Here is a 15715-nt window from a genome sequence, read left to right as displayed (position 1 = left end):
CAAGAGGTCTGGACCACTATCCCGGGACATGGGTGAAACAATCCACCCCATGGCGGAAATCATCCAGAAGGACGGCTCGTGGACCTTCGACGGCGACGCCCTGCGGCTGACCCCCGGGCGGGACAAGAACGTCAGTCTGCTGCGCAGGGAACTGGGTGAACTCATCGTCCCGCTGGGTGCGTTGGCGGGCATCTCGCTGGAGCAGGGGAAGAAGAGCGGCCGGCTGCGGCTGCGCCTGCGCGACGGCGCCGACCCGCTGCTGCACGCGACCGGCGGGCGGCTCACCGAGCCCCACGACCCGTACCAACTGATCGTCGAGTCCGACCGCTACGGGGTCGCCGAGTACTTCACGGACGAGGTCCGCAACGCGCTGCTGCTGGACCAGGTGCCGTCCGGCCCGGTGACCGAGTACCTGCTGCCGGGCCCGGCCGTGCCGCTGTCGGTCACCGCCGGGGACGGCACCGCGAGCTTCGACGGCGAGCGCGTACGCCTGGAGTGGAACTGGAAGACGGAGGACGCCAAGGCCGCCGCCGGTGTGCGCACGCTCGCGCTCGCCGACATCACGGGCGTGGAGTGGCACCCGGCGGTGGGCCTGGAGAACGGCTGTCTGCGCTTCTCCGTGCACAACGCGCCGGTCAGGACTCCGGCCAAGTACGACCCCAACGCCGTGGAGCTGTGGGGGTTCAGGAAGGACCCGCTGATGGCACTGGTCGCCGCGGCGGTCCAGGCCCGGCTTCCGCACCCGGCCCGGGCCGCCGCCGACGGCGTGGCGGACGCGCGACCGGAACTGCCCTCTGCCCCGGCCCCTGCCGCCGAGGACGACCACGACGCCCTGCTGCGCCGGCTGCGCGAGCTAGGTGAGCTGCACCGCACGGGCGTGCTCACGGACGACGAGTTCGCGCTGGCCAAGCAGGCGGTCCTCAAGCGGATGTAGCTCCTGGCCGGGAGCGTGCTACTTCGCCCGGCGGGCCACCGTGAAGTGGTCCACCCGCTCCCCGTTCTCGGCGATGCCGCGCACCGTCAGGGTGGCGAGGCGCCCCTTCGGCGCGGGGGTGACGTCCACGCGCAGGAAGGAGTAGTCGAGGTAGCGCACCCGGGACCAGTCGACGGTCTCGTTCCGCTTGCCGTCCTTCAGATGGACGAAGGAGGCCACGGAGTCGACCTCGTGCTCGTGGCCCTCGTAGGACTGCGGGGCGCTGAACGCGTAGAGGCTGCGCCCGGCCGCACCGGCCGTCACGTAGACCACACCCTCGGTCTCGGGGTAGGCCGTGCCGCCGATCGGGAGCTTCTTGGCGACCGTGCCGCCCTTGATGACGTCGGTGCGCTCGTACTGGTGGTTGTGGCCGTTGACGACCAGGTCCACCGTGTACTTCTCGAACAGCGGCACCCACTCCTGCCGCACCCCGCCCTCGGAGGCGTGCGCGGTGGAGGTGCAGTAGGCGCAGTGGTGGAAGAAGACGACGACGAAGTCGATGTCGCGCGCGGCCCGGTACTTCTTGAGCCGGGCCTCCAGCCACGTCGTCTGGGTGCCGCCGGAGATGCCCAGGTTGGCGGGGATCTCGAAGGAGACGTCGTTGGCGTCGAGCGCGATGACGGCCGTGTTGCCGTAGGTGAAGGAGTAGACGCCCGGGAGGTTCTGCCGGTCGGGGCCGTTGTCCGGGAGACTCCAGCGGGCCTCCTCGCCGCCGTAGCCGTGGGGCGCGTACCAGGCCTCCATGTCGTGGTTGCCGTAGGCGGGCATCCACGGCACGGACTTGGCGACGGACTCGGTCTGGGCGAGGAACTGGTCCCACACGCGCGCGTCGAAGCCGGTGTCGTCGGCCCGGCCCTGCCCGGCCGGGTCGCCGTAGGCGATGTCGCCGGCGTGCAGGTGGAAGGCCGGGTTCTGGCCGAGCAGCAGGCTGTTGCTGGCGAGCGCGTGGTAGCTGACGCCCTCGTCGCCGAAGGCGGTGAAGGTGAACGGCTGCGGGTGGGCGGGGGCGGTGGTGAAGGTGCCGAGGGTGCCCAGCAGGTGCGGCTCGGCCGGGTCGAAGCCCTGGTGGCCGACGCCGTAGTAGTACGTCCGGCCCGGGCGCAGGTGGGTCAGCCTGGCGTGGAGGTAGTACTGCGTGTGGTTCCCGCCGGTGCCGACGCCGGCGGGCGTGAAGAGGGTGCGGACCTCGGCGTCGATCCTGCGGGAGAGGTCCCACGGGTGGGCGCCGATACGGATGAAGGGCTTCCGGACGGCGACCGGGACCTGCCAGGAGACGGTCATCTCCGTGCGCGGGTCGGTGCCGTAGGCGAGGTGGCGGCCGAAGGGGGCGGCGAGCGCCCCGTCGACGGTCTCGGTGGCGGGTGCGGTGCGGGCGGTGGGCACGGCGGCCCGGGCGGTGGCGCCGGGCACGAACGCGCCACCCGTGACGGCGCCGAGCGTCACGGCGCCGCCCCTGATCATCGTGCGCCGGGAGAACCGGGCGCGCAGGTACTCGTGCTGCTCGGCCATGCTCATGCGCCCAGCGAGCCGCTCGGGTACGCCCATACGAGGAGTGTCCATGGCGTCCAAAAGTCGACGCCTCGGGCAACGGGACACGGGACGTCCGGTGGACGCCCCACGAACAGGCCCTCATGAGCGGTTCAACGTTCTCCCAAAGAACCCCCACAGCCGCCTGCCCGAAATCGGGCAGAATTCTTGCGAAAGCGCCGCCGGTACCCCAGGATCTAGCGAGTGCACGACGAACTCGTTGATCATCTGACGCGGTCCACCGCCCTCAGCCGGGGCGAGGCGCTGCGCGTGATCCAGGACGTGCTCGCCTACTTCGACGAGACGACCGAGGAGTACGTCCGTCGCCGCCACCGCGAGCTCCAGGCCCAGGGCCTGGTCAACGCGGCGATCTTCGAACGGATCGAGGCGGACCTCAAATACCGCGCGGTAGCCCCGCCGGAGCTCTCGCTCCGGCAGCTGCGGCGCATCGTCTACGGCTAGGAATACGTATACATGTGCGGAATCGTCGGTTACATCGGGAAGCGTGACGTCGCGCCCCTGCTCCTGGAGGGCCTGCAGCGCCTGGAGTACCGCGGCTACGACTCCGCGGGCATCGTCGTCACGTCCCCGAAGACCTCCGGCCTGAAGATGGTCAAGGCCAAGGGCCGGGTGCGCGACCTGGAGGCCAAGGTCCCGGCCCGCTTCAAGGGCACGACCGGCATCGCCCACACCCGCTGGGCCACCCACGGCGCCCCCTCCGACGTGAACGCCCACCCGCACCTGGACGCCGAGGGCAAGGTCGCCGTCGTCCACAACGGCATCATCGACAACGCCTCCGACCTGCGCCGCAAGCTGGAGGCGGACGGCGTCGAGTTCCTCTCCGAGACGGACACCGAGGTCCTGGTCCACCTCATCGCCCGCTCGCAGGCGACCAAGCTGGAGGACAAGGTCCGCGAGACCCTCCGGCTCATCGAGGGCACCTACGGCATCGCCGTGATGCACGCCGACTTCCCGGACCGGATCGTCGTCGCCCGCAACGGCTCGCCGGTCGTCCTCGGCATCGGCGAGAAGGAGATGTTCGTCGCCTCCGACATCGCCGCGCTGGTCGCCCACACCCGCCAGATCGTCACCCTCGACGACGGCGAGATGGCCACCCTCAAGGCCGACGACTTCCGCACCTACACCACCGAGGGCACCCGCACCACCGCCGAGCCCACCACCGTCGAGTGGGAGGCCGCCTCCTACGACATGGGCGGCCACGACACCTACATGCACAAGGAGATCCACGAGCAGGCCGACGCCGTGGACCGCGTGCTGCGCGGCCGCATCGACGACCGCTTCTCCACCGTGCACCTCGGCGGCCTCAACCTGGACGCCCGCGAGGCCCGGCGCATCCGCCGCGTGAAGATCCTCGGCTGCGGCACCTCGTACCACGCGGGCATGATCGGCGCCCAGATGATCGAGGAGCTGGCCCGCATCCCCGCCGACGCCGAGCCCGCCTCGGAGTTCCGCTACCGCAACGCCGTCGTCGACCCCGACACCCTCTACGTCGCCGTCTCCCAGTCCGGCGAGACCTACGACGTGCTGGCCGCCGTGCAGGAGCTCAAGCGCAAGGGCGCCCGCGTCCTGGGCGTGGTCAACGTGGTCGGCTCGGCCATCGCCCGCGAGGCGGACGGCGGCATCTACGTGCACGCCGGGCCCGAGGTCTGCGTCGTGTCCACCAAGTGCTTCACCAACACCACGGTCGCCTTCGCCCTGCTCGCCCTGCACCTCGGCCGCACCCGCGACCTCTCGGTCCGCGACGGCAAGCGGATCATCGAGGGCCTGCGCAAGCTGCCCGCGCAGATCGCCGAGATCATGGAGCAGGAGGAGGACGTCAAGAAGCTGGCCCAGCAGTTCGCCGACGCCCGCTCGATGCTCTTCATCGGCCGCGTCCGGGGCTACCCGGTGGCCCGCGAGGCGTCCCTGAAGCTCAAGGAGGTCTCGTACATCCACGCCGAGGCCTACCCCGCCTCCGAGCTCAAGCACGGCCCGCTGGCCCTGATCGAGCCGGCCCTGCCGACCGTGGCGATCGTCCCCGACGACGACCTGCTGGAGAAGAACCGCGCCGCCATGGAGGAGATCAAGGCCCGCAGCGGCAAGATCCTCGCGGTGGCCCACCAGCACCAGGAGAAGGCCGACGAGACGATCGTCGTCCCGAAGAACGAGGACGAGCTGGACCCGATCCTGATGGGCATCCCGCTCCAGCTCCTCGCCTACCACACGGCGCTGGCCCTCGGCCGCGACATCGACAAGCCCCGCAACCTCGCCAAGTCGGTGACGGTGGAGTAGAAGCCTTCCCGCAAGGGGCGCGGGGAACTGCGCGAGCAACCCCAACGCCCGCGCACCGGCCGACGAACGACAACGGACCCCCACGTGCTGCCACCACGCACGGGGGGTCCGTTTCATCGCCGGGAAGCCGCCCAACTCCCCGGCCGGCGCAGCTGACCGGTGGCCGTCACACCCCGGCCGGCAGCGCGTCGCGGAAGTGCCGTCGGCCAGTGCGCCTGAGCCGCGGTCGCCGGTGTGAGGGACAGCGCCGCCAGGGCGAACAGCAGCAGGAACAGCCCCGCTCGTACGGGGCGATTGACGCCGCGTCAGAGGTCGAGACACCGTCGATCACGGCGGTGTTGCCCAGCCCGAAGGCCAACAGGGTGATGCCCGGGGCGAGTCGACCGGCCACGGTCGTGGTGCCGCTTCCCGCGGAGACGTCTTCGTCCACGGCGGGCTCCCTTCGCGCAACTGCGGTCGTGCGGTGTTCCGTATATGCCCTTCACAAGGGCACAAACACCTCTACGCGCGAGTAGATTCGCGCGTGCACAAGGGAGTTGGCCGACTGCGGCCGGATCAGGGGATGACGATCACGGGCCGCTGCGCCCGCTTGGCGAGCCGCCCGGCGACGGAGCCGAAGATGCGGCCCACGATGCCGTGCGTGGACCCGACGACGATGGCGTCGGCCTCGTACTCCCGCCCGACCTCTTCGAGTTCGTGGCAGATGTCGCCGCCGCGCTCCACCAGGATCCAGGGCACCTCGGCGAGGTAGTCCGCACAGGCCAGCTCCAGACCGAGCACCTCCGTGCGGTGGTCCGGGACGTCCACGAAGACGGGCGGCTCGCAGCCGGCCCACACGGTGGTCGGCAGCCGGTTGGCGACATGAACGATGATCAGGCCCGACCCGGAGCGATGGGCCATGCCGATCGCGTAGGCCAGGGCGCGCTCGCTGGACGTGGAGCCGTCGAAGCCGACCACGACCCCGTGCTTGAAGGCGGGATCGCAGGAATGGCGTGGCTCTTCCGCCGCCAGGGGCTCGGCCGCCGTGGGATCGGCGACGGGCCGCTTGCGGTCCGCGGGTTCGAAGAATTCGTGACCGGCCATGGCTGTCTCGGCGTTGTGATCCTTTGATGGGTGGCCCGCGAGCGGAGCTCGCTGACGAGTGCAGCGGTGAGCGGCGGAGCTGTGTCCGGGAATGGTCTTCCCAAGCCCTTACCCTCAAGGGTACGGCGGCACGCCTCCTTAGCCCAGATCCCGCCCGCCGTGCGTGCGGGTTCCAGGGAGCATGCACGAGCCGACGCCCGTAACGCAATGGTTGCTGCGCTGTACAGGCGGTTTGCACGGGATTCACTTACCCGCGGGGGTGATCCGGCCGCACAGTGACCGACGTCCCGGCCGCGCGTTGATCTCCGTGAGCCACGCCACAGGGAGCACACCATGTCCGGACCCCGTCCCGCCTCCGAGGCGGGCCGCGCGACCCCGCCGCCGCGGGACAGCGCCACGGAGGTGGTCCGCTGGGCGGCCTTCAGCTGTCTGCTCGTCCCGGTCGTGCTCCTCGCCTACGGCACCTCGCTCGCCGGCGCCGCCGGCACGGCCCTCGGCCTCGCCGCCGTCACGGGCGCGTGCCGGGTCCTGCTGCGCCAGTCCGAGCGGGGCGCGGCCCGGCTGGCCGCCGAGGACCGGGCGCCCCACCGGGGCCGGCGCCACCGCACCGGAACGGGGTCGCACCGGGGCGGACGGCACACTGGAGGGGATACACCGGTCGGTTGACCGGTTTCCGTGCACGCGCACGGCGGTTTTCAGCCAACTTCCGGCACCCCCGCATCCCCCTGCCGGAACACCCCCCAACCCCCGTTCGACCTGCACGGAAAGGGCCTCAGGGGCCCTGCGCACCCTACGTGGATTGGCCACCGCGACAAGGCGCACTTCCCTGCACGCCCCACGAGTGCAACGCTTCGTGATCGAATGCTTCACGCCAAGTTGCCAAGTCGACAATGTGCCGAGTGCCGAACCGGCCACTCCGGCACGACGGGACACAGTAGATTCGATCTTGACTGTCTACGGCGGGGGACTCGTGCAGGACCGAGGGGAAACGTGCAGGAGCGACACAACCGAGGAGCCGCGACCACCGAGGGGGGCTTAGCAGTATGAGCCACGACTCCACTGCCGCGCCGGAAGCCGCGGCCCGGAAACTCTCCGGGCGACGCCGCAAGGAGATCGTCGCGGTGCTGCTGTTCAGCGGCGGCCCCATCTTCGAGAGTTCCATACCGTTGTCGGTGTTCGGGATCGACCGCCAGGACGCCGGCGTGCCGCGCTACCGACTGCTGGTGTGCGGCGGTGAGGACGGCCCACTGCGGACCACAGGGGGCCTGGAACTCACCGCACCGCATGGCCTGGAGGCGATCTCGCGCGCGGGCACGGTCGTCGTGCCCGCCTGGCGCTCGATCACCTCACCGCCACCGGACGAGGCGCTCGACGCGCTGCGCCGCGCCCACGAGGAGGGTGCCCGCATCGTCGGGCTGTGCACCGGCGCCTTCGTCCTCGCGGCGGCGGGCCTGCTGGACGGCCGCCCGGCGACGACACACTGGATGTACGCGCCGACGCTGGCCAAGCGCTACCCGTCCGTGCACGTCGATCCACGGGAACTCTTCGTGGACGACGGCGACGTGCTCACGTCGGCGGGCACGGCGGCCGGAATCGATCTCTGTCTGCACATCGTGCGGACGGACCACGGCAACGAGGCGGCCGGGGCCCTGGCCCGCCGCCTGGTGGTCCCACCGCGCCGGTCCGGCGGGCAGGAGCGCTACCTCGACAGGTCTTTACCCGAGGAGATCGGCGCCGACCCGCTCGCCGAGGTCGTCGCCTGGGCGCTGGAGCACCTCCACGAGCAGTTCGACGTGGAGACCCTGGCGGCACGCGCGTACATGAGCCGGCGTACGTTCGACCGCCGCTTCCGCTCGCTGACCGGGAGCGCGCCGCTGCAGTGGCTGATCACGCAGCGGGTGCTCCAGGCGCAGCGCCTGCTGGAGACGTCGGACTACTCGGTGGACGAGGTGGCGGGCCGCTGCGGCTTCCGCTCACCGGTGGCTCTGCGCGGCCACTTCCGCCGCCAGCTGGGCTCGTCCCCGGCCGCCTACCGGGCGGCGTACCGCGCCCGGCGCCCGCAGGGCGAGCGGCCCCAGGACAGCGAGGCCGCCCCGGGCGGCTCCGGGCCCGGCGTCCAGGGCCACCCCGGCCACGGCGGGCACCCCGGCCAGTCCGGCCAGTCACCGGCCCCGCTGCACCCGGAGCACCCGGTTCCGCTCCAGTCCCGCCGTACGGCGGCCGCGAGCGCGGTCGGAGCGTCCCCGGCCCTGTCGGCCAGCCTCCCGGGCCAGCGCAGCGCGACGTGAACGGCCGGCGGGGCCCGCGAGGAGCACACCTCCTCGCGGGCCCCGCCGCTTTTCCCCGGGCGGCGGAGTCCGCAGGGCCCCCGGGCGCGGGGCCCCTGCGCCCTTCCGACGGGCAGACCGCGGGCATGATCGCGCGCGCCCCGCCGCCTCACCTCTCGTGTCCCCCGTTCCCCACGGCCCCCGCCCGTCATTGCCCCACGGCCGGTCCGGCCCGGGCCGGGGCGCCGTAAGGTGAGGGACATGAACGATCGCATGGTGTGGATCGACTGCGAGATGACCGGCCTCTCGCTGTCGGACGACGCGCTCATCGAGGTGGCCGCCCTCGTCACGGACTCCGAGCTGAACGTGCTCGGCGACGGCGTGGACATCGTCATCCGGCCGCCGGAGCGGGCGCTGGAGACGATGCCGGAGGTGGTGCGTCAGATGCACACCGCGTCCGGGCTGCTCGACGAGCTGCCCAACGGCACGACGCTGAAGGACGCCGAGGAGCAGGTGCTGGCGTACGTGAGGGAGTTCGTCAAGGAGCCGGGCAAGGCCCCGCTGTGCGGCAACTCCGTCGGCACCGACCGCGGCTTCCTGCTGCGCGACATGCCGACGCTGGAGAACTACCTCCACTACCGCATCGTCGACGTGTCGTCGATCAAGGAGCTGGCCCGCCGCTGGTACCCGCGGGCGTACTTCAACAGTCCGCAGAAGAACGGCAACCACCGCGCGCTCGCCGACATCCGCGAGTCCATCGCCGAGCTGCGCTACTACCGCGAGGCCGTCTTCGTCCCGCAGCCCGGACCCGACTCCGACACGGCCAAGTCGATCGCGGCGAAGCACGTCCTGCCTGCTCAGTAGGTACGCGAGGGGCCCGACGGGGGCCGCCCGGAAAGCCGGGCGCGAGCACCCCTTCGGACCCTGTACACTTTTTCTCGGCCGGTCGGGGAACACACTGATCTCCACGCCGGTCATGGTGGGTGTAGCTCAGCTGGTAGAGCACCTGGTTGTGGTCCAGGATGCCGCGGGTTCGAGTCCCGTCACTCACCCTCGATGACGAAGGGGCCGACCCGGGAGACCGGGTCGGCCCCTTCGTCGTGTCCTCTCTGGGTCAACGCCGTCCGGCACAGGCGCCCTTGGCCCTCCCCTCGGCGGGGCCGGCCTCAGGACGACGACCGCGGCACCAGCTCCGTGGCCAGGACCAGCTGCCGCCGCTCCAGTCCCCGGGACGCGAGCGGGCGGCGGTCGGCGATCTCCGTCAGCAGCAGGTCGATCATCCGGCGGCCCATCTCCTCGATGGGCTGGCGGACGCTGGTGAGCGGCGGATCCAGATGACGCGCTATGGCCGAGTCGTCGTAGCCGACGAGCGCCACGTCGTCCGGGATGCGGCGCCCCGCCTCGCGCAGCGCCTGGCGCGCGCCGGCCGCCGTGACGTCCGACGCGGCGAAGACCGCGTCCACGTCCGGCCGGCGCTCCAGCAGCGCCGCCATCGCGCGGCGGCCGCCCTCCTCCGTGAAGTCACCGCCCTCGATCAGCGACTCGTCCACCTCGTGCCCCGCGTCGCTCAGCGCCGCGCGGTAGCCGTCGACACGGCGCTGGGCACCGTAGACGTCCACCCGGCCGGTGATGTGGGCTATCCGGCTGCGGCCACGGGACAGCAGGTGCTCCACGGCCTGGCGGGCGCCCCCGTAGTTGTCCGAGTCGACCGACGGCAGGGACTCCGCCGCCGAGCGCGGGCCGCTGATCACGGCGGGGATCTCCAGCTGCGCCAGCAGGTCGGGCAGCGGATCGTCCGCGTGCACCGAGACCAGCAGGACGCCGTCCACCCGGTGGGCCGCCAGGTACTGGGCGAGCCGCTGCCGCTCCCGGTCGCTGCCCGCGAAGATCAGCAGCAGCTGCATCTCCGTCTCGGACAGCTCCGCGCCGACGCCCTTGAGCATGTCGGAGAAGTACGGCTCGGCGAAGAACCGGGTCTCCGGCTCGGGCACGACCAGCGCGATGGCGTCCGTGCGGTTGGCGGCCAGGGCGCGCGCCGCGGTGTTGGGCACGTAGCCGAGCTCCGCCACCGCCGCCTCGACGGCCGCGCGCGTGGCGTCGCTGACCCGGGGCGAGCCGTTGATCACCCGGGAGACCGTGCCGCGGCCGACACCGGCGCGCGCCGCCACCTCTTCGAGGGTGGGCCGGCCACCGCTTCGGCCCCGCGCTCCGTGGCTTGCCATGGGCTCCGCCTTCCCGTCCAGACCCGCACTCTGCGGCTGGCCTGGAATTTAACAGGCCCGCCGGCTCCGGTGACCGGTACCGACGGCTTGCCGCCCGGCCTTCCGCTTCCGCCCGGCGCACAGCTACCGCGGGCGCCCGACTGGCTTGATACTGCCGACCGGGCACTCAAGGAAGCCCGGCCGCGGTCCAGTTAACGTCCCGATAACTGAACGCATCTCTCCCTGTCCGGTCCCTTGACACCCCCGCTCCGACCCGCGAACCTTCAACACATCACTGGTGGGAGCGCTCCCACAGTACCTGACACATACACAACCCGCACGTTCCCCGCCCGAGCCGCAGCGAGTGAAAAAACGGGTCCAACAATGCAGTTGGCCGGGGGGTCGGCACGTCAGGGCAACAGGAGGACGACATGCGAGCACGCATCCGAACCGCCCGCAAGGCGATGGCCGTCGCGGCCGTCGCGTCGCTGGGCGCCGGGCTGCTGGCCGGCTGTGCCGACGACGGTGGAGACGACAGCTCCGGCTCGTCGTCAGGCGGCAAGGGCAAGACCACGATCACCCTCGGACTCTTCGGCACGATGGGCTTCAAGGAAGCCGGTCTCTACGCCGAGTACGAGAAGCTCAACCCGAAGATCAAGATCGCCGAGAACGTCGTCGAGCGGAACGAGAACTACTACCCGGCGCTGCTGAACCACCTGACCACCAACAGCGGCCTGCAGGACGTCCAGGCCGTCGAGGTCGGCAACATCGCCGAGATCGTCAACACCCAGGCCGCCAAGCTGGAGGACCTCTCCAAGGTCTCGGGCGTGGACAAGGCCGACTGGCTGGACTGGAAGTGGCAGCAGGCCACCACCAAGGACGGCCAGACGATCGGCCTCGGCACCGACATCGGCCCGATGGCGATCTGCTACCGCAAGGACCTCTTCGAGAAGGCCGGCCTGCCCACCGACCGCGCGGAGGTCGGCAAGCTGTGGGCGGGCGACTGGGGCAAGTTCGTCGACGCCGGCGAGCGGTACAAGAAGAACGGCCCCGAGGGCACGACCTTCATGGACTCCCCCGGCGGTCTGATCAACGCGATCCTCAGCAGTGAGAAGGAGAAGTTCTACGACGCCTCCGGCAAGGTCGTCTACAAGACCAACCCGGCCGTCAAGAACGCCTTCGACCTGACCGCCGAGGCCGCCGAGAAGGGCCTGGTCGGCGCGCAGACCCAGTTCCAGCCGGCCTGGGACCAGACGATCGCGAACAACAAGTTCGCCGCGATGGCCTGCCCGCCGTGGATGCTCGGCTACATCAAGGGCAAGTCGCAGCCCGACGCCAAGGGCAAGTGGGACGTGGCCGTGGCGCCCAAGTCCGGCAACTGGGGCGGCTCCTTCCTGACCGTGCCGAAGAACGGCAAGAACGTCGAGGAGGCCAAGAAGCTGGTCGCCTGGCTGACCGCGCCCGAGCAGCAGGCGAAGCTGTTCAAGGTGCAGGGCAGCTTCCCGAGCGCGCAGGCCGCCTTCGACAGCCCCGAGGTCACGGGCGCCAAGAACGACATGACCGGCGACGCCCCCATCGGTGAGATCTTCGCCGAGGCCGCCAAGCAGATCCCGGTCCAGGTCATCGGCCCGAAGGACCAGATCATCCAGCAGGGTCTGACGGACAACGGCGTCATCCTCGTCACGAAGGGCAAGTCCGCGAAGGAGGCCTGGGAGACGGCGACGAAGACCATCGACAACAACCTGGACCAGTGACCCGCATGGCCACCCGTCACGACACCGCCGCGCCCCCCGCAAAGGAGGGGGGCGCGGCCCCGGGCCGCCCGCCCGCCGCTCCCGTCTCCGAGCAGGAGCAGCGTCACCGGGCCAAGCTCTCCCGCCGCTGGCAGCGGGACGTGCGCTGGAGCCCGTACGCCTTCGTCTCGCCGTTCTTCCTGCTGTTCGTGGCCTTCGGCCTGTTCCCGCTGATCTACACGGGATGGGCCTCGCTGCACCAGGTGGAGCTGACCGCGCCCACCGACATGAACTGGGTCGGGCTGCGCAACTACACCCGCATCTTCGACGACGAGTTCTTCTGGAACGCGGCGAAGAACACCCTGACCATCGGCATCATCTCCACCGTCCCGCAGCTGCTGATGGCGATGGGCATCGCCCACATCCTCAACTACAAGCTGCGCGCCTCGACCTTCTACCGGGTCGCGATGCTCGCCCCGTACGCCACCTCGATCGCCGCCGCCTCCCTGGTGTTCGTGCTGCTCTTCGGGCGTGACTACGGCATGATCAACTGGGCGCTGGACTTCGTGGGCGTCGACCCGGTCGACTGGCAGGGCGACAAGTGGCCCTCGCAGATCGCCGTCTCGACGATCATCATCTGGCGGTGGACCGGCTACAACGCGCTGATCTACCTGGCCGCGATGCAGGCGATCCCGCAGGACCTGTACGAGTCGGCCGCGCTGGACGGGGCGAGCCGCTGGCAGCAGTTCCTGCACGTCACGCTGCCGTCGCTGCGTCCGACGATCCTGTTCACGGCCGTGGTGTCGACCATCGGTGCCAGCCAGGTCTTCGGCGAGCCGCTGCTGTTCGACGCCAACAAGGGCGCCTCCGGCGGTGCGGAGCACCAGTTCCAGACGCTCGGCCTGTACCTGTACGAGCAGGGCTGGGTGAACCAGCACCTGGGCCGTGCCTCGGCGATCGCCTGGACGATGTTCCTGATCCTGATCGTCATCGGCATCGTCAACTACGTCATCTCGCGCCGGCTGCGCGCCAGTAGTTAGGAGGTGTGGCCGTGACGACGACTGTGACGCCCCCCGAGACCTCGCCCGCCCGGCAGGCCAAGCGTTCGCGCCTGCCGAAGTCGGCGCGGGCCGGCGGAACCCTGCACGGCGGTCCGATCGCGTACGCGATCCTGATCCTGTTCACGATCGTGTCGCTGTTCCCGCTGGTGTGGACCGCGATCGCCGCCTCCCGTGACAACCAGCGCCTGGCGCAGACGCCGCCGCCGTTCTGGTTCGGCTCCAACCTGTTCAAGAACCTGGAGATCGCCTGGACGGACGCCAACCTGGGCGAGGCGTTCCTCAACACCACGATCGTGGCGGGCATCTCGGCCCTCACCATCGTCGTGCTGTCGACGATCGCCGGGTTCGCCTTCGCCAAGCTGCGCTTCAAGGGCCGCAACGCGCTGATGCTGATCGTCATCGGCACGATGATGGTGCCGCCGCAGCTGAGCGTGATCCCGCTGTACATGATGGTCGCCAAGCTGGACTGGACCGACCAGCTCCAGGCGGTGATCTTCCCGTCGCTGGTGAGCGCGTTCGGTGTGTTCTTCATGCGGCAGTACCTGCTCCAGGCGCTGCCCGACGAGATCATCGAGGCCGCCCGGGTGGACGGCGCGAGCAGCTGGCGGGTGGTGTGGCACGTGGTGTTCCCCGCCGCCCGGCCCGCGATGGCGGTGCTCGGCATGCTGATGTTCGTGCAGACCTGGAACGACTTCCTGTGGCCGTTCCTGGTGCTCACCCAGACCGGCAACCCGACCGTCCAGGTCGCCGTGGCCGGCCTCGGCCGCGGCTACACGCCCGACCAGTCCCTGATCATGGCGGGCGCGCTGCTGGGCACGCTGCCGCTGCTGCTGGTCTTCGCGATCTTCGGCAAGCAGATCGTGGGCGGCATCATGCAGGGCGCCGTCAAGGGCTGACGCCCTGTCCCCAGGGGCCGGGCCGGCACCGCTCCGGCCCCTCCCCTTCCCTCCCTCCTCTTCCTCTCCTCCTCCCCCTCCACCGTCGGTCTCCACGACCCCAATGGGAGCGCTTCCATGCCTGACTCCGAGAACCCGGCCACCCCGGTGACCTTCCCTCCCGCCTTCCTCTGGGGCGCGGCGACCTCCGCGTACCAGATCGAGGGCGCGGTGCGGGAGGACGGCCGTACGCCGTCGATCTGGGACACCTTCAGCCATACGCCGGGCAAGACGGCCGGCGGTGACCACGGTGACATCGCTGTCGACCACTACCACCGCTACCGCGAGGACGTGGCGCTGATGGCGGAGCTGGGCCTGGGCGCCTACCGCTTCTCCGTCTCGTGGTCGCGGGTGCAGCCGACCGGGCGGGGCCCGGCCGTGCAGAAGGGCCTGGACTTCTACCGCCGGCTGGTGGACGAGCTGCTGTCCAAGGGCATCAAGCCGGCCGTCACGCTCTACCACTGGGACCTGCCGCAGGAGCTGGAGGACGCGGGCGGCTGGCCGGAGCGCGACACGGCGTACCGGTTCGCCGAGTACGCGCAGATCGTCGGCGAGGCCCTGGGCGACCGGGTGGAGCAGTGGATCACGCTCAACGAGCCGTGGTGCAGCGCGTTCCTGGGCTACGCCTCCGGGGTGCACGCGCCGGGCCGGACGGATCCGGCGGCGTCGCTGCGTGCCGCCCACCACCTGAACCTGGCGCACGGGCTGGGCGCGTCCGCGCTCCGGTCGGCGATGCCGGCCCGCAACTCGGTGGCGCTCAGCCTCAACTCCTCGGTGGTGCGGCCGCTTTCGCAGGACCCGGCGGACCTGGCGGCGGCCCGCCGCATCGACGACCTGGCCAACGGCGTCTTCCACGGGCCGATCCTGCACGGCGCCTACCCGGAGACGCTGTACGAGGCGACGGCGAGCCTCACGGACTGGGACTACGTCCTCGACGGCGACCTGGCGCTGATCCACCAGCCGCTGGACGCGCTGGGCCTCAACTACTACACGCCCGCCCTGGTGTCGGCGGCGGACGCGTCGGCGAAGGCGCCGCGGGCCGACGGGCACGGGTCGAGCGAGCACTCGCCGTGGCCGGCCGCGGACGACGTCGCCTTCCACCAGACGCCCGGCGACCGCACCGAGATGGGCTGGACGATCGACCCGACCGGCCTGCACGAGCTGATCATGCGCTACACCCGGGAGGCGCCGGGCCTGCCGCTGTACATCACCGAGAACGGCGCGGCCTACGACGACAAGATGGACTCCGACGGCCGGGTGCACGACCCGGAGCGGGTCGCCTACCTGCACGGCCACCTGGCGGCGGTCCGCCGGGCGATCTCCGACGGCGCGGACGTCCGGGGCTACTTCCTGTGGTCCCTGATGGACAACTTCGAGTGGGCGTACGGCTACGGCAAGCGCTTCGGCGCGGTGTACGTGGACTACGCGACGCTGGAGCGCACGCCGAAGACCAGCGCCCTCTGGTACGCGCAGGCGGCGCGGACGGGGACGCTGCCGGCGGTCGACGCGGTCTGACCGGGGACGGGGGGCGGGGCGCGGCACGATCAGGGTGGTGCCGCGCCCCGGTCACGCCTCGGCCCGTGCCGGCGCCGGGAGGGACGAGCCGTCGCCCCACCGGCGCCGCGTCACCGCTCCTTGCGCCC

Annotated in this window: 13 protein-coding genes, 1 tRNA gene and 1 pseudogene; 11 read left to right on the top strand and 4 right to left on the bottom strand. The window is 70.9% G+C overall.

Translation table 11 applies throughout. The annotated features are described in order from the left end of the window. Positions 1 to 49: 49 nt before the first annotated feature. Positions 50 to 934: a DUF4429 domain-containing protein gene (locus ACIGAN_RS24205; RefSeq protein ID WP_399860398.1), complete on the top strand. Its 885-nt coding sequence runs from the start codon at positions 50 to 52 to the stop codon at positions 932 to 934. A gap of 18 nt (positions 935 to 952) precedes the next feature. Here the strand turns inward: ACIGAN_RS24205 and ACIGAN_RS24200 are convergent, their stop codons facing one another. Beyond that, positions 953 to 2518: a purple acid phosphatase family protein gene (locus tag ACIGAN_RS24200; protein WP_399860395.1), complete on the bottom strand. Its 1566-nt coding sequence runs from the start codon at positions 2516 to 2518 to the stop codon at positions 953 to 955. Between the two features lie 186 nt (positions 2519 to 2704). On the opposite strand from ACIGAN_RS24200, the gene ACIGAN_RS24195 reads away from it, so the two are divergent. Beyond that, a complete protein-coding gene (locus tag ACIGAN_RS24195; RefSeq protein WP_031130491.1) occupies positions 2705 to 2962 on the top strand; it encodes a hypothetical protein in 258 nt (85 codons plus the stop codon). Between the two features lie 12 nt (positions 2963 to 2974). Then, on the top strand, positions 2975 to 4792 hold the full coding sequence (glmS, locus tag ACIGAN_RS24190) for a glutamine--fructose-6-phosphate transaminase (isomerizing) (RefSeq protein ID WP_094052335.1): 1818 nt from the start codon (positions 2975 to 2977) through the stop codon (positions 4790 to 4792). Between the two features lie 113 nt (positions 4793 to 4905). On the opposite strand, the pseudogene ACIGAN_RS24185 reads toward glmS, so the two are convergent. Together ACIGAN_RS24185 and ACIGAN_RS24180 are read right to left on the bottom strand one after the other, a co-directional pair. After that, positions 4906 to 5222 (bottom strand): annotated as a pseudogene (locus tag ACIGAN_RS24185) (hypothetical protein). Between the two features lie 125 nt (positions 5223 to 5347). Then, the gene (locus ACIGAN_RS24180) at positions 5348 to 5875 is read right to left on the bottom strand and encodes a universal stress protein (protein WP_010047889.1); all 528 of its coding nucleotides are present in this window, start codon (positions 5873 to 5875) and stop codon (positions 5348 to 5350) included. 333 nt (positions 5876 to 6208) lie between these two features. On the opposite strand from ACIGAN_RS24180, the gene ACIGAN_RS24175 reads away from it, so the two are divergent. From ACIGAN_RS24175 to ACIGAN_RS24160, 4 genes are all read left to right on the top strand, one after another. Then, entirely contained in the window at positions 6209 to 6541 is a 333-nt protein-coding gene (locus ACIGAN_RS24175) for a hypothetical protein (RefSeq protein ID WP_365740507.1), read from the top strand. Positions 6542 to 6918: 377 nt separating this feature from the next. Continuing rightward, positions 6919 to 8163, top strand: a complete 1245-nt coding sequence (locus ACIGAN_RS24170) for a helix-turn-helix domain-containing protein (RefSeq protein WP_399860392.1) — start codon at positions 6919 to 6921, stop codon at positions 8161 to 8163. A 240-nt stretch (positions 8164 to 8403) separates the two neighbouring features. Continuing rightward, positions 8404 to 9006: an oligoribonuclease gene (orn, locus tag ACIGAN_RS24165; protein WP_365740509.1), complete on the top strand. Its 603-nt coding sequence runs from the start codon at positions 8404 to 8406 to the stop codon at positions 9004 to 9006. 115 nt (positions 9007 to 9121) lie between these two features. Beyond that, a tRNA-His gene (locus ACIGAN_RS24160) sits at positions 9122 to 9194 on the top strand. Positions 9195 to 9308: 114 nt separating this feature from the next. Here the strand turns inward: ACIGAN_RS24160 and ACIGAN_RS24155 are convergent. Next, complete coding sequence (locus ACIGAN_RS24155; protein WP_365086109.1) at positions 9309 to 10364, bottom strand: LacI family DNA-binding transcriptional regulator; 1056 nt, start codon at positions 10362 to 10364, stop codon at positions 9309 to 9311. A gap of 410 nt (positions 10365 to 10774) precedes the next feature. Here ACIGAN_RS24155 and ACIGAN_RS24150 point away from each other — a divergent pair, with 410 nt between their 5' ends. The 4 genes from ACIGAN_RS24150 (at position 10775) to ACIGAN_RS24135 (ending at position 15587) form a co-directional block, all read left to right on the top strand. Further along, positions 10775 to 12097, top strand: a complete 1323-nt coding sequence (locus ACIGAN_RS24150) for an ABC transporter substrate-binding protein (RefSeq protein ID WP_399860388.1) — start codon at positions 10775 to 10777, stop codon at positions 12095 to 12097. A 5-nt stretch (positions 12098 to 12102) separates the two neighbouring features. Next, entirely contained in the window at positions 12103 to 13116 is a 1014-nt protein-coding gene (locus ACIGAN_RS24145) for a carbohydrate ABC transporter permease (protein ID WP_365740511.1), read from the top strand. Between the two features lie 11 nt (positions 13117 to 13127). Then, complete coding sequence (locus ACIGAN_RS24140) at positions 13128 to 14033, top strand: carbohydrate ABC transporter permease (protein ID WP_365086118.1); 906 nt, start codon at positions 13128 to 13130, stop codon at positions 14031 to 14033. A 117-nt stretch (positions 14034 to 14150) separates the two neighbouring features. Then, entirely contained in the window at positions 14151 to 15587 is a 1437-nt protein-coding gene (locus ACIGAN_RS24135; protein WP_365086121.1) for a GH1 family beta-glucosidase, read from the top strand. The last annotated feature ends 128 nt before the right edge of the window (positions 15588 to 15715 follow it).

The organism is Streptomyces sp. NPDC085931, from assembly GCF_044540565.1.
GTDB lineage: Bacteria > Actinomycetota > Actinomycetes > Streptomycetales > Streptomycetaceae > Streptomyces.
The sequence above is the reverse complement of the archived record's forward strand: the minus strand, read 5'-3'. Positions and strand labels throughout refer to the sequence as shown.